This is a genomic window from Allobaculum stercoricanis DSM 13633 (assembly GCF_000384195.1).
GTDB lineage: Bacteria > Bacillota_I > Bacilli_A > Erysipelotrichales > Erysipelotrichaceae > Allobaculum > Allobaculum stercoricanis.
Genome location: NZ_KB913034.1, coordinates 1,051,952 through 1,078,100 on the forward strand (window position 1 = coordinate 1,051,952; position 26,149 = coordinate 1,078,100).

General features: G+C 36.5%; 23 protein-coding genes, 3 tRNA genes and 1 riboswitch. Of the genes, 6 read left to right on the forward strand and 20 right to left on the reverse strand.

The genetic code is table 11. From position 1 onward, the window contains the following. Positions 1-294 precede the first annotated feature (294 nt). The gene (locus ALLST_RS0104870; protein WP_019892969.1) at positions 295-1,239 is read right to left on the reverse strand and encodes an NAD(P)-dependent oxidoreductase; all 945 of its coding nucleotides are present in this window, start codon (positions 1,237-1,239) and stop codon (positions 295-297) included. A 328-nt stretch (positions 1,240-1,567) separates the two neighbouring features. On the opposite strand from ALLST_RS0104870, the gene ALLST_RS0104875 reads away from it, so the two are divergent. Both ALLST_RS0104875 and ltrA read left to right on the forward strand, forming a co-directional pair. Next, positions 1,568-2,815 carry an MFS transporter gene (locus tag ALLST_RS0104875; protein ID WP_019892970.1) on the forward strand — a complete coding sequence of 416 codons (1,248 nt, stop codon included), beginning with the start codon at positions 1,568-1,570 and terminating at the stop codon, positions 2,813-2,815. 605 nt (positions 2,816-3,420) lie between these two features. Next, on the forward strand, positions 3,421-4,725 hold the full coding sequence (gene ltrA, locus ALLST_RS0104880; RefSeq protein ID WP_019892971.1) for a group II intron reverse transcriptase/maturase: 1,305 nt from the start codon (positions 3,421-3,423) through the stop codon (positions 4,723-4,725). A 103-nt stretch (positions 4,726-4,828) separates the two neighbouring features. On the opposite strand, the gene ALLST_RS0104885 is transcribed toward ltrA, so the two are convergent. From ALLST_RS0104885 to ALLST_RS10160, 4 genes are all read right to left on the reverse strand, one after another. Continuing rightward, positions 4,829-6,493, reverse strand: coding sequence for a sensor histidine kinase (locus tag ALLST_RS0104885; protein WP_019892972.1), 1,665 nt, complete (start codon positions 6,491-6,493; stop codon positions 4,829-4,831). After that, the gene (locus ALLST_RS0104890; protein WP_019892973.1) at positions 6,486-7,193 is read right to left on the reverse strand and encodes a response regulator transcription factor; all 708 of its coding nucleotides are present in this window, start codon (positions 7,191-7,193) and stop codon (positions 6,486-6,488) included. The genes ALLST_RS0104885 and ALLST_RS0104890 overlap by 8 nt, the downstream gene beginning before the upstream one ends. 146 nt (positions 7,194-7,339) lie before the next feature. Next, positions 7,340-9,034 carry a Na/Pi cotransporter family protein gene (locus ALLST_RS10155; RefSeq protein WP_019892974.1) on the reverse strand — a complete coding sequence of 565 codons (1,695 nt, stop codon included), beginning with the start codon at positions 9,032-9,034 and terminating at the stop codon, positions 7,340-7,342. Positions 9,035-9,310: 276 nt separating this feature from the next. Continuing rightward, positions 9,311-10,378: a pyruvate kinase gene (locus tag ALLST_RS10160; protein ID WP_019892975.1), complete on the reverse strand. Its 1,068-nt coding sequence runs from the start codon at positions 10,376-10,378 to the stop codon at positions 9,311-9,313. Between the two features lie 320 nt (positions 10,379-10,698). Between ALLST_RS10160 and ALLST_RS0104905 the strand changes: the two genes are divergently transcribed. Both ALLST_RS0104905 and ALLST_RS0104910 read left to right on the forward strand, forming a co-directional pair. Continuing rightward, complete coding sequence (locus ALLST_RS0104905; protein WP_026472789.1) at positions 10,699-11,553, forward strand: Cof-type HAD-IIB family hydrolase; 855 nt, start codon at positions 10,699-10,701, stop codon at positions 11,551-11,553. Positions 11,554-11,827: 274 nt separating this feature from the next. Further along, entirely contained in the window at positions 11,828-12,844 is a 1,017-nt protein-coding gene (locus ALLST_RS0104910; protein WP_019892977.1) for an N-acetylmuramoyl-L-alanine amidase, read from the forward strand. A 124-nt stretch (positions 12,845-12,968) separates the two neighbouring features. Here ALLST_RS0104910 and ALLST_RS0104915 read toward each other — a convergent pair whose 3' ends face one another. The 6 genes from ALLST_RS0104915 to ALLST_RS0104940 all read right to left on the reverse strand — a co-directional run bounded on the left by ALLST_RS0104915 (position 12,969) and on the right by ALLST_RS0104940 (position 17,002). Further along, positions 12,969-13,295 (reverse strand): hypothetical protein, encoded by a 327-nt coding sequence (locus ALLST_RS0104915; protein WP_019892978.1) that lies wholly within the window; start codon positions 13,293-13,295, stop codon positions 12,969-12,971. A gap of 34 nt (positions 13,296-13,329) precedes the next feature. Continuing rightward, entirely contained in the window at positions 13,330-13,734 is a 405-nt protein-coding gene (locus ALLST_RS0104920) for a prepilin-type N-terminal cleavage/methylation domain-containing protein (RefSeq protein WP_019892979.1), read from the reverse strand. After that, a complete protein-coding gene (locus tag ALLST_RS0104925) occupies positions 13,715-14,068 on the reverse strand; it encodes a hypothetical protein (RefSeq protein WP_019892980.1) in 354 nt (117 codons plus the stop codon). Before ALLST_RS0104925 ends, ALLST_RS0104920 begins: the two co-directional genes overlap by 20 nt. Beyond that, complete coding sequence (locus ALLST_RS0104930) at positions 14,052-14,474, reverse strand: hypothetical protein (protein ID WP_156816564.1); 423 nt, start codon at positions 14,472-14,474, stop codon at positions 14,052-14,054. Before ALLST_RS0104930 ends, ALLST_RS0104925 begins: the two co-directional genes overlap by 17 nt. A gap of 4 nt (positions 14,475-14,478) precedes the next feature. Further along, positions 14,479-14,784 (reverse strand): competence type IV pilus major pilin ComGC, encoded by a 306-nt coding sequence (gene comGC, locus ALLST_RS0104935; protein WP_019892982.1) that lies wholly within the window; start codon positions 14,782-14,784, stop codon positions 14,479-14,481. 1,534 nt (positions 14,785-16,318) lie between these two features. Further along, a complete protein-coding gene (locus ALLST_RS0104940) occupies positions 16,319-17,002 on the reverse strand; it encodes a YoaK family protein (protein ID WP_019892983.1) in 684 nt (227 codons plus the stop codon). Between the two features lie 125 nt (positions 17,003-17,127). On the opposite strand from ALLST_RS0104940, the gene ALLST_RS0104945 reads away from it, so the two are divergent. Together ALLST_RS0104945 and ALLST_RS0104950 are read left to right on the forward strand one after the other, a co-directional pair. Then, positions 17,128-18,078 (forward strand): ATPase, T2SS/T4P/T4SS family, encoded by a 951-nt coding sequence (locus ALLST_RS0104945; protein WP_019892984.1) that lies wholly within the window; start codon positions 17,128-17,130, stop codon positions 18,076-18,078. After that, positions 18,071-19,000, forward strand: coding sequence for a type II secretion system F family protein (locus ALLST_RS0104950; RefSeq protein WP_019892985.1), 930 nt, complete (start codon positions 18,071-18,073; stop codon positions 18,998-19,000). The genes ALLST_RS0104945 and ALLST_RS0104950 overlap by 8 nt, the downstream gene beginning before the upstream one ends. Before the next feature lie 133 nt (positions 19,001-19,133). Here ALLST_RS0104950 and ALLST_RS0104955 read toward each other — a convergent pair whose 3' ends face one another. From ALLST_RS0104955 to ALLST_RS0104995, 9 genes are all read right to left on the reverse strand, one after another. After that, a complete protein-coding gene (locus tag ALLST_RS0104955; protein WP_019892986.1) occupies positions 19,134-19,769 on the reverse strand; it encodes an HAD family hydrolase in 636 nt (211 codons plus the stop codon). Further along, a complete protein-coding gene (thiE, locus tag ALLST_RS0104960; protein WP_019892987.1) occupies positions 19,766-20,407 on the reverse strand; it encodes a thiamine phosphate synthase in 642 nt (213 codons plus the stop codon). The genes ALLST_RS0104955 and thiE overlap by 4 nt, the downstream gene beginning before the upstream one ends. An 86-nt stretch (positions 20,408-20,493) precedes the next feature. Next, positions 20,494-20,614: riboswitch (TPP riboswitch) on the reverse strand. Between the two features lie 119 nt (positions 20,615-20,733). After that, entirely contained in the window at positions 20,734-21,363 is a 630-nt protein-coding gene (locus ALLST_RS0104965; RefSeq protein ID WP_019892988.1) for an MBL fold metallo-hydrolase, read from the reverse strand. Between the two features lie 233 nt (positions 21,364-21,596). After that, a complete protein-coding gene (gene rpmG, locus ALLST_RS0104970; RefSeq protein ID WP_019892989.1) occupies positions 21,597-21,746 on the reverse strand; it encodes a 50S ribosomal protein L33 in 150 nt (49 codons plus the stop codon). Positions 21,747-21,955: 209 nt separating this feature from the next. Continuing rightward, complete coding sequence (locus ALLST_RS0104975; protein ID WP_019892990.1) at positions 21,956-24,019, reverse strand: peptidoglycan D,D-transpeptidase FtsI family protein; 2,064 nt, start codon at positions 24,017-24,019, stop codon at positions 21,956-21,958. Between the two features lie 186 nt (positions 24,020-24,205). Continuing rightward, a complete protein-coding gene (locus ALLST_RS0104980) occupies positions 24,206-25,084 on the reverse strand; it encodes a YitT family protein (RefSeq protein ID WP_019892991.1) in 879 nt (292 codons plus the stop codon). Between the two features lie 302 nt (positions 25,085-25,386). After that, positions 25,387-25,474, reverse strand: a tRNA-Leu gene (locus tag ALLST_RS0104985). A 202-nt stretch (positions 25,475-25,676) separates the two neighbouring features. Next, positions 25,677-25,764 (reverse strand) — tRNA-Leu (locus tag ALLST_RS0104990). 4 nt (positions 25,765-25,768) lie between these two features. Beyond that, a tRNA-Cys gene (locus ALLST_RS0104995) sits at positions 25,769-25,843 on the reverse strand. Between the last annotated feature and the right edge of the window lie 306 nt (positions 25,844-26,149).

A 26,149-nucleotide genomic window follows, 5' to 3' on the forward strand; every position in this document is an offset into this window, starting at 1 on the left:
TAAGGACGTATTATTGCAAAATACGCGGTACCACCTTGGTTCATGGTGCTCTTACACCATGCGCTCATTTGCCGATATAGCCGGTCTGCTGTCAACGATTCGGTGAGACCAGAACGCAATTGATTGGCTTGCACCAAACGCCAACTCTCTAAACAATTGTTGTATTCTGTTAGTCCGAACTTAAATGCTGCATAGCTAACTTAACAAATCTCAAGGATTGAGTCAATTATTCATCTTCAATGGCTTGAAATCACAAGATTTTTTGCGACTTTAAAGATCACTTACCAATCTTGTTTAAGCAATTTTATTTTTTTGATTGCCTTCTAGCCAAGAATAAAGATTGTCGAAAACAATATCCGCACGCAATTCCATCGACTCTACAGAATCAAAACCAATATGCGGTGTGACAATTGTATTTTTGCTGTGTAACAAAGGCTCATCTAAATTTAATGGCGGTTCAATATCAAACACATCAATTCCAGCTGCTCCAATTTGTCCTTGATTTAAAGCATTTGCCAAAGCTTGCGTATCCACAACTGCTCCTCTTGCCGTATTGATTAAAATGGCATCGTTTTTCATCATGGATAATTGTTGGCTTGAAATCATATGGCGAGTGTTTTCGTTTAATGGCACGTGTAACGAGACGATATCACTAGTTTGGAGTAATTCTTCTAATGTGCATTGTTGATCATAAATTGGATCAGTAATTAGGCTTCGACGATAGCCAATGACCTTACATCCAAAGGCTTTACACAAACGCGCTGTTGCCGTTCCAATCTCACCAGCACCTACAATGCCAACCGTTTTCCCTTTTAACAAACGTCCACGAATTCCCGCTTTTGTTTGGCCATCTCTTGCTCGTTTTGAAAGAGGGGTAACGTTACGAATGCAATCGATCATCATCATCACTGCTAATTCAGCCACGCTATCATTGGCATAGCCAGAAGCATTCGAGATCGCGATTCCTTTTTCTTTAGCAAGTTGTGTAGGAATGTGATCTACACCTGTGAAAGCAACATCGATGAATTTCAAATTTGGGTTACTTTCGATAATTTTGGCATCTAATGGCATATTAGCGAGCAGGATCACATCCGCGTCTTTTGTTTCTTCTAAAAGAGTTGGCAAATCCGTTGTTTTTTCGAATGCATAAAATTCATGATTTAATGCATTCAGTTTATTTTTTTCTTGTTCAATTCTTTGTTCACTCACACCTAAGTTTTCTAATAATACAATCTTCATATTTTTAATCCTTTTCTAGAAATTCTTGAATTCATGTTTAGTTCAGGAAATTAAATCCATCGTTTTATTTAAAAATAAGAATCTATTTTATTGTAACGAATCTTTGAGCGAAGACAAAACACATCATTTATGCATCTGTTAAGTTCTTCAATTCCTGTGAATACGATTACTTTTAAATATTGATTTAATCAACATTATAAAACGGTACTTATTTTTATTGTAAACAAGATCCTTTCTAAGTTTTTTATAAAATTTATAATCATTTCACGGATATTTCACAGTCAAATTTCAAAGAAATGATAAAATTATTTTGAAAGGAATTCGCTTTATGTTTAAAAAACTTAAATCATTGGATTACAAGTGGATCATGTATGATGTCGGAAACTCTGCCTTCATTTTATTGACCGCCTCTGTAATCCCTATTTACTTTAACTCTTTGGCGACAAGTCAAGGACTGAGTCAAGACCAATATTTATCTTGGTGGTCTTATGCAATGAGTTTTGCGACAATCTGTGTCGCTATATTCGGACCGATCATTGGAACATTGTCTGATTTCCCTGGAAACAAAAAGAAGATCTTTCTTTTAACCGCTCTAGGAGGCGCTGGAGCATTGTTCTTTTTATGGTTGCCTTCGACATGGTATAGCTTTTTATTTGTATTTGTTTTAATTAAAGTTCTCTATTCCATATCGTTAGTCGTTTACGATTCCATGTTGATTGACGTTTGCGATGAAGAGAGAATGGATGACATCTCCTCTCGTGGCTATGCTTGGGGATATCTTGGCAGTTGTGTTCCATTTATCATTTCCCTTGTCTTCATTCTGCTTCAGCCAAAAATTGGCATTTCAATGGGCACGGTAATGACAATCGTTTTCATGATCAATGCCATTTGGTGGATTTGTTTTTCCTTACCTCTCGCCCGACACTACAAACAAAAATATTCAACAAAACGGACAGGGGCTGCAGTTCAACAAACATTTAAACGCCTAGGAAATACATTAAAAGAACTTGTTCATCAAAAGAAAGTGATGTATTTCATGATTGCCTTCTTCTTCTATATTGATGGTGTTTATACGATCATCGATCTGGCAACTGCATATGGAACATCTCTTGGTTTAGATCAAACTGGCTTATTGTTAGCTTTATTACTGACACAAATCGTCGCTTTCCCTTCTGCCATTTATTTTGGAATTTTGGCTAAGAAAAAATCGACTGGATCATTAATTAAAGTTGGAATTATCGCTTATTTCTGTATTGCCTTATTCGGACTGTTCTTACAATACACTTGGCAGTTCTGGGTTTTAGCGGTTTCTGTTGGTTTGTTCCAAGGCGGAATCCAAGCATTATCTCGTTCTTACTTTGCCCAAATCATTCCAAAAAACCAATCTGGTGAATACTTTGGGTTATACGACATTGCCGGAAAAGGCGCTAGTTTTTTAGGCACAATGATCGTTGGTTTAGTCACTCAAATCACTGGTCAACAGAATATTGCGGTCGGAACTCTAGCATTTTTGTTCTTAATTGGACTATTCGTCTTCTCAAAGGCTGACAAAATCGAAAATCCGGTTTATAACTAATATTGTAAGCTTGACCCCCATCTAAAAAATGCTTGCCCTTTTTTGGGCAAGCATTTTTCTTTACGTGTGTCGGGCATGACACACATCTTGTCGGTGAAAGTCCGGCCACGGGTATTTGTCGCCAAGTGTAGCAAACCGCAAGCCGAAGGCCGTGAGGCCGGGGTGAAGGAAGCGGTGTAGCAAATCTGTCGAGCCTACGAACAGAAACCTGATATAAGGCCAAATGGCGGGTAAGGTTGCGTAACAAACCAAAGCCCAAAAGACAAACGTAACGCCAAGACGATAAATCAAAAGGTTGTGCAGTGAAAGATGTGTGTCTTACCCCGAGAGATCTCGCGGACGATATTCCGAGATGCTTTAAAATCAGCAATCGGTGGCCCAAGAATACGGGTTCGGTCGAAATAAGGTTTGTCGCGAGAAGTCAGCTGAGGGCATAGTAAGTCATCGACTGAAGGCCCTAATGGTTTTTCAGAGCGTTCCGCTTTGAAATAACAAACCAGTAATCTGTAAATCTGGAAAAATCCAACACAGAAGAAACGTAATCTTCTGGGACACTCTGGACGAGGATGATCTGAATTTGTTTGTGAAAAGAAAAAAGACCCATCATGCGTTTAATTGAATCAATACTTCAATCAGAAAACATGAATCAAGCTATCCGAGCTGTCCAACGGAATAAAGGTTCAGCCGGAATAGATGGAGTCACAGTGGGTGATCTTGAATCCTACTGGGATAAGCATCAGGAAGAAATTACTGAGGCTATACTGAATATGAAATATAAGCCCCAACCGGTCAGACGGGTCTATATCCCTAAACCTAATGGAAAGAAACGCCCGTTAGGTATTCCAACTGTCATGGACAGAGCCATTCAACAGGCAGTTGCCCAGGTGCTCGATCTCATCTTTGACCCGTCGTTTAGTGATAGTAGTTTTGGTTTTCGTAAAGGCAGAAGTGCACATGATGCCATCATGCAGGCATTGAATTACCTGAACGAAGGTTACGACTGGGTCATCGATTTAGATATCGAGAAATTCTTTGACAAAGTGAATCACGATAAACTCATTTCACTGATCCGAAATCTCATCAATGAAAAAGAAGTTCTCCATCTGATCCGATCCTTCCTCAAAGCAGGCGTGCTTGAGGAGGGCAAGATCGTAAAAAGTGATCTCGGCACACCGCAAGGTGGATGCATTTCGCCAGTACTAGCCAACATCTATCTAGATCTATTCGACAAAGAATTAGAGAGTAGAGGTCTTAGATTCTGCAGATATGCCGATGACGTCGTAATCTTCGTCAAAAGTGAAATGGCTGCGAATAGAATCATGAAATCAGTTTCCAGTTGGTTAGAAAGGAAACTATTTCTCACTGTCAGTGCAACTAAAACCCATGTATGTCGACCACCAGAAAGTACCTTTCTAGGTTTCACCTTTTGGAAAGGAAAAGACGGATGGAAGGCAAAACCGGCAAATGACCGTAAACAAAGACTCTATGACAAAATCAAAGAAGTTCTTTGTAGAAAAAGAGCGGTCGCATCACCATTAAAAGACGTGTTTACAAAAGTAAACCAAATCGTCAGAGGTTGGATTAACTATTTTAGCATTGTTTCGATGAAAAAGTTCCTGACTAAGTTCGGTGAGTGGCTCAGGCATAAAATCCGAGTTGTCATATTGAAACAGTGGAAAAGACCACGAACAACCTTCGATAACCTGATGAAATTGAATCGCATATCTAAATGGCCTTTAGAATCTGAATTGATCAGACAAACGGCCAACTCCAGGCTAGGCCTATATAGGACAGCAGGAATGCGAACAGTGAACTTTCTGATCTCACCAAATATTTTGGCAATGAGAAAAGGAGATCGACCAGGATTGATCGATCCCCTTAATCTCTATTTATCATTTTATAACGCATGAAATAAAACTGTAAAGCTGTAGCGTCGTATACGAGAACCGTACGTACGGTGCAATGAGAGGGGCGAGACTCACAGATAGTCTCCCTCTACTCTATTCAAGTTTATTAAACTTCTTGTTGTTGCTCACTTAATGGTAAACGAACAACAAAGGTACTCCCAACATCAACTTTGGAGCGAACTTTTATCGTCCCTCCTAAATTGGCCACAGCGTGATTCACAATGGATAAGCCAAGACCGGTTCCTGTTTTATTACGCGATGGATCGGCAGTAAAGAATCGTTCAAAAATACGATCCTGAACTTCATTAGGAATTCCTAATCCCGTATCCGAAATTTTGAGTTGCGCAAAGTGCTCATAACGTTTTAACCGTACGAAAATTGAACCTTCAGGTTTGTTGTAACGAATAGCATTTTCCAACAAGTTTTTGACAATGGATTCCAAATCAACAACTGTTGCAGGAACCCAAACAGATTCTCCTTCATAGCTTAAATTGAGATTTGCAAGCTGTGCAGTATGTTGATAGTCTGAAACAACTTTTTGGCAAATCTCATGGAAGTTAATACTCTCTTTGTTTTGGGGAGATTCTTGTTCTAGACGAGATAGATGAATGATATCGTTGATCATCGCACTCATTTTCTTTGCTTCATCTGTGATATACCCAGCAAAGCGTGGTACATCATTGGGTTGCACCATTCCTGATCCAAGCAATTCTGCACTTGCAGAAATTGTTTGAAGTGGGGTTTTTAATTCATGCGTTACATTTGCACTAAATTCTTGGCGACGTTGGTGAGCTTCTTCTTTTTCTGTGATATCAAGCGCTAAAATCATGACGCCAATTACTTTATCGGTCGCAATAACACTTGCGGCTTCCAAAGAGTAAATTCGGCCATTTTGATTTAATTGTGATTTGGCAGAATGATGGCGTAATGCTTGAGAAAATAATCGTTTCAGCGTCTCGTTTTCTTTGACATCAAAATTTTCCTCTAAGTCAAAAATTTCATTTCCAGCTGTATTGGAATAATTCAAAATTCCTTTGCGAGAAAACATCAATAATCCTTCATCCATACTTGAAAGAAGTGCATTCCATTCTTGGTTCCGCCGCTCAAGTTCTTTCATCTTACGATCCAATTCTTTGTTATTTTCATCAAAACGCGTAAGTAGTGGACGCAATTGTTCATATGGAATTGAATTGAGTGGGTCCGCTAAATCTATCGCATTAATGGGTTCAACGATATTACGCGCTAAAATTCGCGCTAATCCTAAACAAAATAGGACGAGGAATCCAACCATTAAAATCATTGGCCAAATCGTTTGGTAAAACAGATTCAATAGCGTGGAATGAGATCGACTCATGCGAATCACATTTCCATCATCCAAAAGCACAGCATAATAATAGATTTCTTCACTTTGGGAGTTGGAATGGCGAATGGAAAAACCGCTTCCAGTTTCACGCGCCAATTTTACTTCTTCATGACTATTGTTGTCTTCGTAATCCGCTTTTTCATTGTCTTCTTTGAATGAATCGTAAACGACATCCCCATCCGGCTCAATGAGTGAAATTCGTACTGTTTTAGAAGAAAATAAAGCTAAACTTTTAATCTTATCGGATTCATGGTTTAAGGCTGTGGCCATCAATCTTGTTTCGCTTTCCAAACTTGCGATTTGTTCCCGCACTAAGCCGTTGTAGACGGCTTGGACCGTGACGGAACAAACAATAATTAAAAGAAACAAGCAAGCCCCAAAAATAGAATAGAAAATACGTTTAGTCATTGTTTCTCGCAAAGCGGTATCCTACACCGCGTACAGTTTCAATTTGATTTCCAAATGATTTTAATTTTGTGCGCAATGAACGAATATGCACATCGATTGTTCTCGTTTCCCCTAAAAAATCAGTATGCCAAACGGCATCTAATAAGTCGTCTCTAGAAAAGACAACTCCTTGTTGAGATAAAAACAATGCGAGTAAATCAAATTCTTTTTTTGTTAAATCAAGCATTTCTTTTTGATCATTTTCAATAATCCATGCTTGTCGAGATTGTAAATCCACGCCAATCGGTTCATTTTCATGATTTGATCGACTAAGATTTTCGCGATTTTGGCAACGTCGTAGCACTGCTTTAATACGAGCAACCATTTCCATCATCCCAAAGGGTTTCACTAAATAATCATCTGCCCCTTGTTCAAGAGCTTTGATTTTGTCGTATTCCATCCCCTTTGCGGTTGTCATAATGACTGGAATAGTTGCAAATTGAGGATCTGTTCGTAACTGTTGTAATAAACTCATTCCATCCGTATTTGGGAGCATGATATCCATTAAGATCAGATCAGGACGTCCTTGTTGTAGTGCATCAAGAAAACTTTGTCCATCTTTGAAGCCACGCGATTCAAAACCAGTAGATTGTAAAGTGTATTCAAGAATATCACGAATATTTTGTTCATCTTCTACACACCATATGACTTGTTTGGCCATGTCAATCCCCTTTCTCTTTTATTAAATTCTAGACCTGTCTAGTTTATCTTACAAAAACAAAAATTGACAAATCTCCATCTCACTTTAAAAGAAATGCCCGCAATCAACGATTGAGCGGGCATTAAAATTAAATATGTAATATTAGATTAATCCAAAATAGGATCATTGTTTGCAAATACAACTTTTGTTTTATGCCATGTATCTTCATTAATTAAACGAAGACAACGAAGAGCAATTCTTTCATAACAATCTGCCGCTTCTAAGAATAACCATGCATTGTCTTGGCTTGCATGATCTTGTGCAGGTGTTAAATAGAACTGACGTAAATTCGAAATTAACTGACGAATGTTTGTACAGTTCTGTTTTGTTGTTTCGCGATCATCATATGCATCAAAATCTGTAGGTTTTTTATCTTTCATTCCTGCCTGTAGACGCAAATGATGTAATGTGTGCTTACAATCGGAGCTGATTGTTTTAATTTGTTCAGCCATTTCAGGAGTAATGTGTTTTGCCGTTAAGCCATTTTCATTAATCTTTGCAATAGCAATCGCATCAGAAGCAATTTGGTGAAGGTCACGTGCTGAAAATAGCGCTCTTTGTAAATCACGTTTTTCATGTTCATCTAAAGAGCTCATTTCAATTCCTGAACAATATTTTTTCACTTCAATACAAGCGTTTAAAATATTTTTACCTTCATTTTTCAAATCTTCTTGAGAACCATTTTCGAGCAAGCAAGCTCGTGACATACGAATGAGTTTTACACAGTCATCTCGAATAATTTCAAGTTCTCTTGCTAATGCGTTGAAAGCTGCATTAGGTATCTGTTGGAAACGTTCATCTAACAATACAGGAGTATTTTTGTTTGAACGCACTTTTCCTTGAGGAACAAGATATTCAGATAACTTAACCAGTGCATTCGCAAATGGGAATAACATTGCAGTTGTAAATACGTTAAATCCAGTATGGAAAATCGCGAGTGAAGAAGAGTTTACGTTTGCGCTCATTAAAGATGGATTGAGCATAAAGAAGACAAACGCTGCAATCCCTACGATAGTTGCCCCAATAACGTTAAATTCCAAGTGAATCATTGCCGCACGTCTTGCGTTTTTATCCCCACTAATTGCGGAAAGTACTGCAGTGATACAAGTACCAATGTTTTGTCCTAAAGCAATAAATACCGCAGATCCCCAGTTTACAGCACCAGCCATTGCCATTGTTTGTAAAATCTCCATCGACGCGGAAGAAGATTGGATAATAGCCGTAACAGCGGCACCGGCAAGGATAGCAAGTAATGGGTTAGAGCCTAGTGTTTCAAAAACAATTTTGAAAATAGGTGCATCAGTAAATGGTTTAATCGCTCCTGACATTGATGAAAGACCAACGAATAAGACACCAAAACCAATCAAAATTTTTGCGCCATCTTTGACTTTTGGTTTGTTAGCAAACATTTTGAAGCCAACACCAATCACAAGTAAAACTGGTGCAATCATTTCTGGTTTTAAGAATGCTGCCCATTCACCCATCGAGACGATCCAGCTTGTCATCGTTGTACCGATGTTCGCCCCCATAATAACACCGCAAGCTTGAATTAATGACATTAAGCCTGCGTTAACGAAACCTACAACCATGACTGTTGTCGCAGAAGAGGATTGAATGATCGCAGTGACTAATGCCCCAGCAATCATCCCCATGAAACGATTGTTTGTGATCGCTTCAAGTAACTTTCTTGTTTTATTCCCAGCTGCTTGTTGAAGTCCTTCGGCCATGACATCCATTCCATATAAGAATAAGCCAAGGCCTCCTAAAAACGACAGCAACGCGCTGATGACTTCTGAACTCATTTTAGAATCCTCCAATTTATTTTCTAAAGTTCGTTTGAATCGTGATTAAAGCATGTCTATCAGTGCATTTTCTCTGAAAAAACGCGCTTTATCATTAGGATAAAAAATGTGATAGGTATGTTTCAACCATGGATTCGAAAAAGTTTTGTAAATTTCTTGTAAAATCCATTGAGGTTTTAACCTAAACTTAATTTATCAGAACCATTATCTTATGATCGCCTAAAAAAACAAAGCCCATGAGAGCTTTGTTAATATTTATGTGTAATTTAATTCAATTTAAAGTATCGCGATCAATTCGTGAATCTTTTCTGGATGATCCCGAAGTTCTTTTGCGTGATGGGCAATTTTACAAAAATAATCCATTGCTGTTCTAGGATTTTTTGAATTTGCCGTTTCACCAGTTAACATTACTGCTGATGCCCCTTGCAAAACCGCATTGTATACATCACTCACCTCAGCGCGTGTTGGGCGCGGCTCAGTGATCATGGAATATAACATTTGTGTAACCATCATATAAGGTTTATTTGCTTTTAAGCATTCTTGTTGAATATAGGTTGCAATTACAGGCAACCATTCAAGAGAAGTAGAAGCCGCCAAATCGCCTCGTGCAATCACAATAACATCGGCGACGTTCATAATCTCATGCAGATGTCTCACGCCTTCCATATTCTCAATTTTTGCAAACATCGTCGCATGTGGAATATATTCATTCATCACTTTGCGGATTTCTTCTAAATCTTGAGCATTTTGAACGAGCGGAACCATAATTTGGTCAACCCCATATTCTTTACAAATTTTTATATTCTCAATATCTTGAGCATATAAAATAGGCAATGTTGAATCTTTATTTAACAAATGAATCGATTTTCCAGATTCGAGATAACCATCTTCTAAGGCTTGGGCTGTCCAACTATTCCCTTGAGGGTCTTGTTCTAACAACACCAAAGAATGGCCACTATCGCCAATATGCAGTTCATCGCCTTTTTCAAAATGAATCAATAAATCGCCACTAATCGGAAGTCGTTCCGGGATTTTAATTATTTCGCCTTTTCTAACATGAAAAGGTTCAAATTTACCAAGACGACGTTGTCTGCCAACTAGATCTAACATGATATGACAAGGTTTATGTGTATTGGCACACGCCTGATGAAGGTTTTTAACCCAATATTCCTTTTCTTCTAGCGTTGAATGGGAAAGATTTAATCGTATTCCAGTCATTCCCATATTGAGCATCATCTCAAGGGTTTCAACGCGATGACAAGTTGGGCCAAACGTTGCGAAAATTTGAAGATCTTGGTTTGTGATATTTTGTAAGTTTGGCGTTTGTATGAATTGCTCAGACATGAAATCTCCCTCATTATTTTATAAAAAACTAAATAAATACATTTTAATTATATACAAATAACATCAATAGATCGATATTTACTCAACATTTATCGATGTAATAAGTTGCAATTGGCGTAGTCTTTTGAACTGAATTGCCCGGTTAAGTTCAATATTTCACTCTTATTTCTTTTGTGATTATTTTATATTCAAAAATTAGTTATAAAATACCTGAAATAGCTATTTTCTATTTTTTATTGCATATAATTAGAACATAGAGAATGATTATACTTCATTATATTTTATACGACGAATAAGAAATGAAAGGTTGGGTCAAAACGATGTCTAAAATATTATTTATTGACGTAGATGGAACTTTAACTGATTATCAAGGCAACATTCCAAATTCAACAATTTATGCCATTCGCAAAGCACGTGAATTAGGTCATCGTGTCTATATTTGTACAGGGCGTTCTCGTGCTGAAGTTTACGCTAACATTTGGGAAATTGGCTTGGATGGTATGATTGGTGGCAACGGAAGTTATGTAGAAGACCATGGTCATGTCATTTTCCATCATACTTTGAGTGCTGAAGACGAAAAACATATCGTTAACTGGCTTCATGAACATAATCTCGAATTCTTTGTTGAATCAAACGCTGGATTATTTGCGAGTGAAAACTTTGAAAGTGTAGCTCTTCCTGCAATTATTGAATACTCTACAAGAAAAGATCACCCTGATGCTACTCACATGACGGTACGTAAAGCATTTCCCGAAATGATTTTTGATGGGGGACTCTATCGCGATGACGTTAATAAAATCAGTTATGTTTTATCGAGTTATCAAGATCATTTAAATGCTATACAAGAATTCCCTCATTTAAAAAACGGGACATGGGGAGGAGCTGGCGAAACTGCACTTTTTGGCGACATTGGGGTTCAGAACATTGATAAAGCACGTTCAATTCAAACTTTATTAGACAATTTAAATGAAACCTTTGAAAACACAATTGCATTTGGTGATGCCAAAATTGATATTCCTATGTTCAAACTCTGTGCTCATTCTGTTTGTATGAAAAGTGGTGGCCCAGAAGCAAAAGCAGCAGCTGAATATGTCAGCGATGATGTGGAGCGAGATGGTCTATATAAAGGATTTGTTCATTTAGGATTAATCGAAGACGATCTTCATTTAATTTAGTTTTATATATTCTTGTGATAACAATAAGCGGACCGATCATTTGATCCGCTTATTTCTTTTTTCTCTTTATCTATTTTGATTAACTTACATGAGGAAAAGATTTAAATCCAGCCGAAATGTTCAATAACATCACATCGATCAATCCACAAATTTGTGATTTCTGTCAAAAATAAAGTCAGTTTTATCGTTTTCTTTCTATTTTTGTTATTGATCTGTTAATGTAGAAAGGATCTTTTGCGTCCAAAGACGCATTCGATTAAAAAGGAGGATATACATGGTAGAAAACAATTCTCAACCATTGAAACAACGTCCCCGAAAAAAGAAAAGACGCTTAAGAAAGCCAATCCGCATTTTCTTATGGTGTGTCGGAATTGGCACTACTTTATCTCTAGGAAATTATGTTGTAAAAGCTTTTACAACTCAGGATCCTGCTAACCTCGTTGCAGCGCTTGTAACCAATCAAAATGATCATTCACAAGCTAACGAACAACAAACAAATGGTTTTATCCAGGACCCACAAACAACAGATTCAAATTCTTCCTTAGTAGATGATTCTAAAAACGGTTCGACAACTGATTCATCCAACGAAAATTCGGATGATTCAAATACGATTACCAAAAATGATTCAACAAAAGACCATTCTAGTCTTCAAGTTGAGAATGAATCCGAAAAAATTACAGAACCTATCGCAACAATCCTTGTCGATGCAGGTCATGGTGGAATCGATCCAGGAATGACTGTTTTTGATGAAGCCGGTCAACCCGTTTGGATGGAAAAAAACATCAATCTCAATGCCGCACTAAAATTCAAAGAGGCAATGGCTTGGATTAATCCAGACATTCGTGTTCTTCTGACACGAGATGGTGATTTTGCGACAACTGGTGATCAATATGAAAACTATTCAGAAGTCACTGAATTAACCAATCGAACAAATATGGTTTCCGCCTATGGAGCAAATTACTATTTGTCATTACATTGTAATTCGGGTGGATCTAGTCAATCTGGTGTAGAACTTTATGTCCGCAGCAATGATTCTTTTTCCAACACGTTAGCTCAAAACGTTTTCCAAGCTTTTGAAGCAATTGGTTGGTCCGATCGTCAAAGCGTAATCACAACAGACTCTCATCCATTACACGTTGTTGATTTAGCAGGAGTACCATCTATGCTTGTTGAAATGGGATATATGACAGACCCAGAAGATTTAGCGCAATTGGTGGATGATCAGCAACTCACCACACTTATGGAACAACTCGCTGCTGCTTATTCAGAAATGATTCTTTCTTCAAAATAGACTTTCATCTAATTGAAGACTTGAGGCATAACAATTTGTTATGCCTTTTTTTCATTTGTTTATAAAATTCAATCCGTTCACTTTTACGAAGATGTATTTAGCTACATACTCAGTCAAACTTTCTTTAATTCTTATCGTACTCAACTTTCACAATACCCGTTGCGTCATAAAATACGAGTATTTTATACGTTTGGTCTTGATCAACATAAGAGCATTCTAAATAAGTATCAAGATCGCGAAAGTACACATTTTTATCTTTGATTAATTCATTAAATTGTTGTTGATCTTCAAATTCTAAACCACAACGTTTTTTCCAAGCTAGATCTCCGGCAACATATTTTGCCCGTTCAATAATACTTAAATCGATATCGCTTCTTTTAGCCGCGCTAAGCAGATATGAACGTGCCTCAACTTGGATCGCCACCCAAGTAGAAAATAATAAAACAAACATAAAAAGAATTAAAACCGGCTCTAGGATATATCCATTAACCGATCTGAAATGTTTTGGTTCTTTTATTTTTGGTAAATACCAGATAAAGCTTTTGGTCTTTTTGTTCAAAATACACGTCCTCTAGATTTTCCATAAAAATCTCATAACCAGGTCGTTTAACCAAACGATTTTGATCAAATTCTAAGATTTCTTCTTCGCCATTCTCATATAGCACTAAATCGTGATCACGCACTGATGCATGCGCTGATAGCGAAACAAGTTCGCGAATTTGTAATATCGCAAATTGTTCTTGATGATCTGGCTTCACTTGAATTCCTTTCACTAACACCCCTGCTTGTAACATACAAATACTCGCAATAATTGTGGCTAGAATCATACCTAACAATAGTTCAACAAGCGTAAATCCATTTTTTATTCGCTTATTCTGTTCGTTTATCATATTGTTCAATATTCAAATCAAAATCGATATTCATCTCACTTTGAACATCCATTTGCATTGCTTTAGATAACGCACAACTTGAAGTGAGAACAAGAAATCCACTAATTGAACAAATCAACAATGCAAGTAATGCCTCAGAAACCATAAAACCATTGATTTTCACTTGATTATCCCCTTGCTTTTTTGGCTCTTTTTGAGTTTGTATTTTACATTGCTTTCTTTTTAATGCATTCAAAAATGTACTTTTCGATTTCAACATCAAATCAAACGGTGCCTCTTGAACTTCAAATCGCGAAAATGACTGGTTTTGCCCAAAATTATATTTCTGATTCATTTTCTACTCTTCCCCTTCCCGCTCCAAGTTGAAAAACGAGATGTATTTCTTCTTGGCCTTGATTGCATTGAATCGTTCCTCCTTTTGCGATATTGCCTCGAGAATTAAAAATTAAAACTTGGTAAGTACAAGTTACCGATCTTGGATAATCAATAATTTTTTCGTCAGTTTTTGCATGATGTACATCAATCGCCACTTCTTTTCTTGATCGTGTACTCATCGCTTTATACTGTTCAATTTGAATTTCATTTAATAGATTTTGAGCAAATAAATTAAGTGACTCTTCTTGTTTATGAACGCCAAAGACTTGCACGATAACAGCAACCATTAAAATCACCAATAAACATTGGGCGATCGTAAATCCATTTTTGGGCTGTAGCTTATTTATAGTGATGTTTGGATTCAAATTATTATTCCGCAACTTTTGCTTCTCCATTATCAATCACCACACTACTTCCATTTGGACAACGATCTTGTCCTTCTTTGAGATAACCTTTTGATATTAACTCTTGCACACTACTTGGGGTTTGTTCTTCATCAATTTCATAAAGTAAAATTTGAGAATTAACAATTTCAACTAAAGCTTTGCATCCTTTTTCGCGAATAATTTTTTCTTTTTGTTGAATGTTTGGCAAAGTGATCAACAACAACAAAGCTACAACCATCATCACAATCATCATTTCTAAAATCGTAAAACCATTTTTCTTCGTCGACATATTTTCACCTCACCTTGTTATGGTCACAAATTTAGATAATTTTTTAAATTTTAGAAATTTGATTAAAAATGAATACTCAACGATTGATCTTGACTAATAATGTGCAAAACAAATGAAAGGATTTCTTGTTATATTTTTGCTTCAAACGTTTCGTTGAAAACTTTTAAGGTAAATCTTAATACATAAACTACAGATGACTCTTCTTCAGAAAATTCAAAGCGCCAAACAAAGAGAATTCTTATTTTGACTATTTTTGATAGCTAATTTTGAGCTATTTTTATCTTATAAAATTAGTGCAAAACCAAGTAAGCCGCTTTACTAACCACCTTAGCAAACATCCTTTTCTTCTGCTTTAAAGGTGGTATTTTATAGGTGCAAGGAGAAGAAACAAAATCTTCCCTAACACAAAGAGAGGTGAAGGATATAGATCAGGCGTCAGTAAAGACGTAAAAATCATCCGAAAGGATTTCCTAAACGTTGTCACTACCCTGTAAAAAGGGAAAGTTCCAAACAGACTTGCTTAACAAGCACAACAAAAGCAGATACAGAACAATAAAAAGAAGTAAGAATAAATGATCAAAAAGTATAATTTTGATCAAGTGTAAGAGCACTAAAGAAAATACTTCTAAAATCAAAATTTTGACATCAAAAAGATAAGTGAAAATGAACAAAAAAGTATTCAAAAAAATTCAATACTTGTTGTAAAGAAAGCAGGAATTGAAAAAGTTAAAAAGAGGCATGAACAATAAGACATGACCTTAAGATTACAAAATTTGATTGAAAGACTAAATCTAAGTCCCTGAGGCAACTGCTTAACAATAAAAGTTAGAGTCAAGCACAGGCTGTATCGACAAGATCCTGAATAAACTGAATGAATCTATATAAAAAGAGTCAAATCACTAGCAGGCTAAAAAAGTAGTTAGTGAAGACGAAAAATCGGAAAGATCAATTGAACATTTTCAAAAATCGTCTAAATCAAATAACATCCTTTGCGCATATAATCATAAAAAATAACTACTGAATCTGAACAATATAAAATGTGGAGGAAGTAGAAAAAAGATTATAAGATTTAGGAAAACGACCAAAAACGATTTCTAAAAAGAATCGTGAAGAAAATGAATATCAGCCTTTTAAAAAATCCTATATTTGATTAATAAAAAAAATCAAATGAGTATCAAAAGATAGATAGGAAAAAAGGAATAAAACTTACCTGATTCAAAAAGAACAAAACGAGTGAACAGGAAAAGCGAAGAAAGAGATTAGAGATTGAAAAGTCCAAATTAAAAATCATTCAGGAGGAACAAATAAGTTGACTGACTGTAAATAAGAATTCACTAGAGAGATCTAAAGTGAAGCAGTCACAAAACTGATCAAAATTATATCCGAACATCTCAAGGGCTAGAACCGAAAGGAACTAGCCCTTTCTCTTTGCCCATTCTTCCTTTTGCAAAGAAACCAGTCCTCTACAAAAAACAAGATCATCTCATCTACAAAAATGAAATGGATCTTGTTCTTTTTGTTATTAAGAAATTTTTTATTCTTCTTCTAAAGGAATAGAAGGAGTTGGATCTAAAAACATCAATACCCAAGAGAATAGCAATAATAGGACACTTCCCCATATTGCAAAACGTCCAAATCCATCGCACGCCCATTTACCTAAGCCTGCCCCAATGATGAAAGTCAGTATAATCCTAAAATACTGGAACGCTCGATTCCTTTTAGCAGGATCATTCGTTTCAAATGAAGAAACCAAACAATCTAAACCACTTCGTAAATTTCCAATACACATCGTTGATGCAAATGGATACCCATGAACTTTTCTAAAAGATTGTAGTTGCATTGCACATGCAAATGAAACCAAACTATTAGCAAGATAATCCAGCTGAATAAACGGCGTGATCAATAATAATACAAGTTCTACTAACATAACACTCTGTCGCCAATGTAAAGATATCGTCTTGACTCGATTTTTAATACAGGCAGCACAAACAATCCCTAATGAAAACGCTAGAACCGGAAATAAATAACGTAAAAATCCTGATATGTTTCCTTCAATGACATTCGCGGCCATTAACACCATATTCCCTGTCTGAGCATTCGCAAATACTTTCCCTCTAGAAAAATATGTATAAGCATCTTGAAAGCCACCTGAGAGCGTTAAAAATGTAATTGTCCAAAATGACTCAGACATCTGTTTTTGCGAGGTTCTAATTTGCACACCATCACCCCTTTTTTCTGTACCTGTACTATTCTCTATCTTCTATTCGAAAAATCAATTTTTTTGATTTTTCGAAACGAACTATACATTTACTCCTATAAAAAAGATGAAGAGGTTGAGAGGCTATGAAAGAACTGTGTCGGATTATTTTGGAATATGCATTACGAAAAAACGCAACAGACATCCACCTTGAAGCCAAAGAAGATTCTCTCGACATTTTATTGCGAACACCTCAAGGCTTAATCAAACTCGATCAAGACATCATTCATCTCGATTTTTTAGAATACCTCAAATTCATATCCGGGATGGATTTATGTTTACCCTACAAGCCTCAATCAGGAGAATTTTCTTATCAACTCCACCAAGGTCAAATGGATTGCCGTTTTTCCATGATGACAACGGATCAAGTCAAAACAGGCGTCATCCGTCTGTTACATTCTAGTCATCACTTTGCCCTCAATGATCTGTCTAGTGCAAGTCTTGCGATTACCAAGCTAAAAGCAATGAGTAACATTGAGCACGGATTAGTGATTAGTTGTGGACCAACTGGTTCAGGCAAATCAACTACTGTACATGCCTTACTCAATGAAATCTTGAATCATCAAAATCGAAAAATCGTGACCCTTGAAGATCCAATCGAAATTCAAGAATCGAAAATGATTCAAATCCAAGTCAACGATGCGCGCGGAATTACTTATGAAAACGGGATCGAAGAGCTCATGCGCCACGATCCAGATATTTTATTCTTTGGTGAATGTCGAACATCATACGCTGCAAAAATGGCTTTACGTGCCTCTTTAACGGGTCATTTAGTTTTTACTACGCTGCATTGCGGTAGTGGTAAAGAATGTCTTTATCGATTATTGGATTTAGGGGTAGATCGTGAAGAATTACGTTGCGTACTAAAAGGAATATTTGTCTGTCGACTTGAAAATGTTGGCAATAGAAAAGAGGGTGTTTATGAAATCTGGAACGAACAAGACATCGAAAGATTATTCGCAAATCCTTTGCAAGCGAATCCTGGACTTTCTTTTGAAACCTGTCGGGCACAAGCAGGATTATCCGATTATGACTGAAAATGAAATGGAGGTTTTCTCCTTACTAGAAAAAAATGGTTTACCATTTCAAGATGCGATTCATCTTTCCTTTCACCAACACGAATCTATTACCGATCTTTTACAAAAAGGTGTACCATTCTTTGAAATTGTTCACCATCAAAAAGGACGACGATTAAAGCGGATGGCTTCTTTGATGGAGTACTTTTCCCTTTCACAAGCCGTACAATACGATCAAAAACTTCAACAAACTAGAGAGCTATTAACGAAAAAACTTCTCACGAATTCCCTCTATCCGTTATTTATTATGGCTTTTGCGAGCATTTTAATTTGGTTTTTCTCTAACAACATTCTGCCCGCCTTTAGTGCATTCGAACATGAAGACACCGCTTTACTCGACGGTTTAAAAATTTTGAGTGGTTTATTTTGGTTTATCGTAGCCGTAATCGGCATATTGATTGCTTACTTTCTTTATACTAAACCGAATTATGCCTTGATCTGGTCTTTATTGTTTAAGATTCCCCTTTTAAAAATATTATGTTCATGTGAGTGTGCTGCACTTTTTGAATGTACTCAAAATAGTGGCCTTGCGACAGTACAAACGATCTCTTTTATGCAAAAAGCAACCGGATTTCCATTTGCCTCAATTCTTTCACGTCATTGGAATAAAAAACTCTCATTAGGATACTCTTTAATGAATTGCATTCGTCAAGATAATCGTTTGGATGAATTGTTTGTTCGTTTTTTTGAGATTGGAAGTCAAGTTTCCATGATGGAAACTATGATGAAATCTTACCAAGAAAGCAGCTTACTCAAACTAGAGCGCATAACGAAGAAAATTTCCAACTATATTTTATATTTTGCCTATAGCTCTGTTGGTTTACTAGCAATTAGTGTCTATCAAATTATGCTTGCTCCATTGAATTTATTAGAATCATTTTAATTGCTTCCGTATACTCCTTAATCCTCGCTCATCCACAAGAATCATTGGCTGTGCTTAATCATGATGTCTCTTCATTTTTTCTTATATTATTAATTAAGCGGCAGTGAGAATTTCTCAATCTGCCGCCATGATTCTAAATAAATGCCGTTAGATAATCTGTAATGTAATAATCTGATATTTTCTGTATCTCTGTTTGGATTGATTCATACCCATCATGAACGCCTACAACAACAAATCCTTCATTCTTTGCGGTCACCAAAGCATGATAAGCATCCTCAAATACAAGTGTTTCCTGTTTTTCAGTTTTTAAATATTCAAGAGCTTTTAGGTAAATCTTTGGGTTAGTTTTACCTGATCCAACATCTTGAGTTGTAACGATTTGTATAAAATAATCACGTACATGCAAACGAAGCAATGCTTCGTGCGCTAATTGTTTATCCATAGCAGTAGCGATGCACATCTTAATTTGATTTTGGGAAAACTTTTCGAGTAGTTCTACAACGCCCTTTTTTAATGGAACTTCGTTTCGGTAAAAATCACTTAGCATATCGTTAATACCATTTATGATTTCACTTATTGATAAAGTGACACCATAATGACTACGGTAGTACTCAGCCGACTCCTCTAAGGTAAACGTTTCAAATGTTTCTGCTAAGTTTTCTTTTGGTTCAATTCCTAAAGAGAGTAAATAATCGTTCCCGATTGTACTCCAAATAGACATTGAATCAAAAAGCGTTCCATCCAGATCAAAAATCGCTCCTTTGATCATCTAGTGACCACCTGTTGGGTGAGTATTTTGAGTTCTGATGTTTCCTTGCAAATGTCTTTTGCGGCGAATATTGCACTGATTACGGCAATCCCAGAGATACCACTTCCTGCTAATTCTAAAACATTAGATTTGTTGATCCCACCAATAGCAACCACAGGAATAGTCACCACGTCACAGATTGCTTTGAGCGCTTCAAAACTGATCACACTCGCATTAGCTTTCGATCCGGTATGAAAGACAGCACCAACACCAAGATAGTCAGCTCCACGCTCTTGAGCAAGAAGAGCTTGCTCGACAGTTTGTACAGTTACGCCAAGGATTTTATCCTCGCCAATTCGAGCACGGACGTCACCGGCTTCCATATCTAGTTGGCCGACATGAACACCATCTGCATTCATTTGACAAGCGATATCTACGTTATCATTGATCACAAATGGAACGTGATATTTTTCGCAAAGTTTTTGTAGTCTGGTCGCTTCTGCAAAAAAATCATCATCATTTAGTTCTTTTTCTCGTAATTGTAAAAAGGTCGCTCCTCCTTGAAGCGCTTCTTCAACTTGTTCATCAAGTGTCTGATTACCAAGCCACGCCCGATCCGTAACGGCGTACAATAGCATATCATCGTTATTGAATTTCATATTTTGCTCCTTTATCTAATGATTATTCAGCAGGAGACAGAATGTAAAAAATGGAAGGCACCTTTTTGGGTAACTTCCATTTGCGTACACGATCTCTCAAGCGTCCCTACGTTGGCATTATCCAAATCAGGTTAATGGGTCGAAGGTCCTACCTTCCTCTCAGCCTGTTTGCATATCTTTATGCATCAAGCTCCCCGCTGTTTAATTATGAAGTCATTATATACACTATCAATAAAACATCAAGAAGAAACAATGTATAGCCAAATTACAGACTGAGTGTTGTACACGTTCTACTTTCTAATTCTTAATGAAGTACGGTAGATTTTTTAGAACATGTTATGAACGAAATAAGGGTTTTGCGCTTTTTCAATTTCCAAAGTAGATGAAGCTCCATGTCCTGGATAAATCGTATAATTCGTTTTAAACGATTTAATGAACTTTAATGAGTTTTTCATCTGTTTATCCGATCCACTTGGCAAATCTGTTCGGCCAATAGATCCTTGAAATAGGGTGTCTCCTGTAAATAAGTCATTATCAATGGCGAAGATCATCGAACCGATAGAATGACCTGGCGTGTAATAAGCTTTGACTTCAAACGTTCCAATTGTATTTGTTCCAATCACTAGTGCTTTAGGCTGAGTATGAATAACAATTTCTGGCACGCCCATAAAGACAGCTGAAGCATTCTTTGTTGAATCACTTAAAAAATCGAATTCTTTTTCGCAAATATATACGTCAGCATTGAAATTTTTAGCGAGTTGGTCGACTGCAGCAATGTGATCAAAATGGGCATGTGTTAAAAGAATGCCATCTACTTCTACACATAATGAATTAATTGTCTTAGTTAGAGTTTTAGCATCATCACCTGGATCAATAATTAAACAATGATTTTGATCATTAATCACAAAATAGCAGTTTGCCATTACAGGACCGACTGGTTTACAAATTACTTTCATAGAAAACCTTTCTGTTTATCGTTCGATTTTTATATATCGAATTCAGTTGGACTAAATTACGTATTCATATTATACGGAATTAGGTTAAAACCCGAATATAAATTGCTCGATGAGTTTGGTTCAAGCCCATTACAACCAAGCGAATTTTGGGTACAAAAAAAGCTTTCTATCCGTTTGGGCGAGGTGCCTGACCAAATAAGAAAGCCAAAAAAAGAGCTGCAAAATTGCAGCGATTATCTTTTCTCTTTATGCTCTGTCATTTTATTGCATTTAGGGCAGTATTTTTTAATATTCATGCGATCCGGATGTTTTTTCTTATTCCGAGTGCCGATATAGTTTTCATTTCCACATTCAGAGCATTTGAAAGTGATGCGGTCTCTCATTGTCTTCCCTCCTCGCTCATTTGCTTGTGAGATTATAACACATCCATATAATCCGTTTCAACAAATCCCAAATCAAAAGAACAAGTAGATTCTAAATTAAATCTATTTTTTATGCTCTTATTTACTGAAAGCGAATAAAAATTCAAAAAACAGCGTACAAAGCGCGATCGATGATGATCGAATTTGCTTCCATACGCTGTGCAATTCATTTACTTTTCTTCAGGATACTTTTCAAAATAGCGATCTAAAACTGGTCCCATCACTTCTGTAGTACATACGTTACCCGACAATGCCTGGCTGTTGACTGATGAAGTTGGTGCTGAACAAGCAAAAGATACAGTAGGTTTCGAAGCTGGTGCATAACCGACTAAGTTTGCGGTTGTCCATTCATTAACCTCTGCTGTACCGGTTTTTGCTGAAACTTCGTGCTCATTTGCATATAATGGATCCCCACAGTTTTTGTCAGCGACACAAGCTCTAAATCCTTGTTGAACGCGATTTAAATATTCGGTATTTTCACTTGGTAGTTCTTGTTTTAATTTCACTTCATTAATATCAAAGATTTGATCACCATTCACTTCTTTTACATATTGTAAAAAGCGTGGTTGATACATCTTACCACCTGTTGCAACGACTCCTGCATATTGCATCAATTGAACAGGAGTATATGTATCTAACTGACCAATGGAATAGTTCAAGATCATTCCTGCTGTGTTGTTTCCAGCAGCATAAACATTGATTTCATTCGGAACATCTAATCCCGTTTCATTCCCCAAACCAAACATCGAATAGTATTGGCGCATTTTATTCATGGTTCCCGAAACATCAGTAATACCTAGTGGTTGACCTGAAACATATTGATAGCCACCCAAACGCATCGCAATATTAAACATATAAACGTTTGAGGATACTGATAGAGCAGAGACATCGTCAACTAAGCCATGATTGGTGAATGAACCAAGTAATTCACCACCGATATTGAGTACTTCGTCGTTAATCACTTCTCCAGGAGTAACAACGCCTTCAGATAATCCCATATAAACGGTAACCCCTTTGACACAACTTCCCGGATTGACTAAAGACGTATAGTTTCCTGAAGCATAATAGGATAACTGTTTAGTTTCTGGATCCATCAAATATCCGGATAATGCCAAGACATCACCAGTATTTGGATTTTCTAGACACGTAAATAGTGAATAAAAGTTTTCACGATTCTCTGTTCCACCAAGACGAGTCAATACATCTTTTAAAACTGCATCTACATCTTGTTGTAAATCTATATCGATTGAAAGATGAATATCATGTCCTTTTACGGCAGGTTGGATAATTTCTTTACGAGCTAATCCATTCGATTCATAAGTGATTTTCGCAATTTCGCTTGTCCCACTTAAAATATCGTTATATTGATATTCCAAACCACTTCGTCCAACTTGGGCATTGAGTTGAAAACCTTTTGCTAAATATTCTTCCGCTAAATTCTCTGGTAACCCTTCTGTTGAAGTCGTTACAGAGCCTATAACATCACTTAACGTTTGACCATAAGGGTATTCGCGTTTCCACCCATTGAAGTCGACATCAAAACCTGGAAATTCCAATTTATGTTCAATAAGATATGCGGAATCTTCATCTCCGATATCTTCGATAATGACACTTGCCTGTCCGGTAGAAGCATTACTTGCCATTCGTTCATAAACAGCCGCTTGAATCAAATCACGTGTTTCTACAGAATTGATCTTTTCATCATTAATTGCAGCAAGCTGGATTTGGCGAAGTTTAGAGGAAGTCATCTCACCGGCTTGGTATTGAGCTTTTTCTTCTTCTGTTAACAAATCCATTCCGTTGTATGCCGGATCACTTGTTTCTAATAAAGAAGCATAGCGCAAGTAAGCATCTTTAAGCTCTGATTGGGTAAAATCTTCTTTTTTCAATTCGAATACAGTTCCAACACGATCGGCATAAATCAAAAGATCTTCATAATCAACGTTATTTGGCGTAATAAAAACCATGTTATGGCAAGGTACAGTTTTTGCGAGAACACGGCCTTTGCAATCATAAATTTGCCCACGAGGTGCAGTTGTATACTGCTTGATCGACGTGTAATCATCTTGTTTGGCTAAATAAGCAGCATGTTCAAACGCTTGGATATCCACAAGACGAACAACCATGACAAGAAACATGGAGACAATAACTAATGCTAAAACCAAAATACGATTCGATACAACGCGCTGCGTTCCATCTTGTTGTTCTTTCTGTTTGAAATAAGGTCTTTTCATATCTGTCCCCTTTCATCCTGTGATTATAACAAATCTAATTCATGAATCATACAAAAGGCCATTTAACCAAAGATTAAAACAAACTCAAAACACAAAAGGTTAGATCACAACTAAGTATATAAAAAGCTAGCAATTCCCTTTAATCAAAGTTTTGCTAGCTATTCTGTTTAAAGATGTCATTCAATTTTAGATTGGCTTTTCAAAGAAGTTTCCATAGAAACTCAATGATCGATAAACGTTAATCAAACAATTTTTATCTGCTTTTTCAATCGCATGACAAACTGGTGTTAATTCAAATGCCGAAATCGTAGATTTACAAATATAATACTTTTCCCCTTTGAAAGCCCCTGTACATTCAATAACTGACATTCCATGGCGAACAGTACTCATAAAAGCATCGATGATAATTTTAGGGTCTTTACAAGTGACTTCAATTGAAACACGTTGATAACGTTTATATGTTTTATTGATAACTGTAGTCGATAAAAATTGGAAAATAATTGAATATGCACAATAAATCCAGCCAAATCCCATTCCATATGCAATATACATACAGCAGTTAAAATAAAACACAATATTGAAGATTGAGCGGTGGATTTTTTTTGCAACATATTGCGCAATAAAATCAGTTCCGCCAGTTGAACCTCCAGAAGTTAATGCCAGTGAGCAAGAAAAGCCCCATAAGATTCCACCAAACAACAAGTTAACCGTAACATCATAGAAGAACGGTTCAAAGTGAAAGATCGTTAAAAACACAGATACACTCACGAATTGAATCGCTGATAAAACTACAAACCGTTTAGAAATTGCTTTTGCACAAAATAGAGCAACTGGTAAGTTTAGTAAAATAATCAAAAATGATGTTGACCACTCCATGCCCATCGCCGAGCCAATTCGACTCATAAATAAAGCAATCCCTGTGAATCCACCAGAGATCAAATTACAAGGATTCATAAAGACCTGCATAATATAGCTTTGTAAAAATGCAGATAATAAAACTTTAATGACCGAGATCACAAACGATATCTTCGGATTATCCTCCAATTTTTGGTAAAACTCGTACATATTCAATCCTCCCCCGTCTTTTTCTCTAATTCTATTCTAACTCGATATCTTGCTTATTCAACGAAAGCAAGATCAGCACGCTAGTTTTCGAAAATTCAGATCAAACAAAACAAACTCATTTTTCTATGATCATCTTAGTCGAAAAAGTGCTAGATTCTATTCATTCTAATTTCCTCGCTTATTTCCTAGCCTTGTTTTTCATTGATTGAACAAATACTTTGATCTTCCCGTCATCCAATTTCAAAAGGAATTTTGAAAAAAGAAAAACCGATAGGTTTAAAACCTATCGGTAAATATACAAATGGTGGGAACGGAGGGAATCGAACCCTCACGGCCGCAATGGCCGACGGATTTTAAGTCCGTTGCGTCTACCTGTTCCGCCACGATCCCAAATAAATTGTATTTGTCGATATCAATCAATTTTCAATCATTTGTTAATGACCAACCCAATGAATGAGTACTTGTTCATTATACATGAATCATTCTTCAGGTCAACAATAAATTTCGATTTTATTAAAATTAATTGTTAGCTCGAAATTCGTTCAAGTAAGAAAAAACTCGATAGATATATCCTATCGAGTTAATTAACAAATGGTGGGAACGGAGGGAATCGAACCCTCACGGCCGCAATGGCCGACGGATTTTAAGTCCGTTGCGTCTACCTGTTCCGCCACGATCCCATGATGGAGGTTCCGGTCGGAGTCGAACCGACGGTCACAGAGTTGCAGTCTGTTGCCTTAGCCACTTGGCTACGGAACCACTTTGCTTAGCGCTCATATAATATACAAAAGATGAACCAAAGACGCAAGTCATTCATCAATTTTTTTTAGAATTTTTTCTTAAAATATATTCATTAGAATTTAATATAACTCTAATCTAGCTAAAACTAACCAATTTTGAACACTAAATTATTGGAATATAAGCGATGAATAAAGCATATTTTAAATCCATCTGGAGTTTCCTTCTCTATTTTTAAAGTATTTAAATTCATTTCTTAATTTCTCCCAAAGAATATTTACAGGCTAAAAAAAGCGAGCTAAATCACTCGCTTTTTGCATATTTATA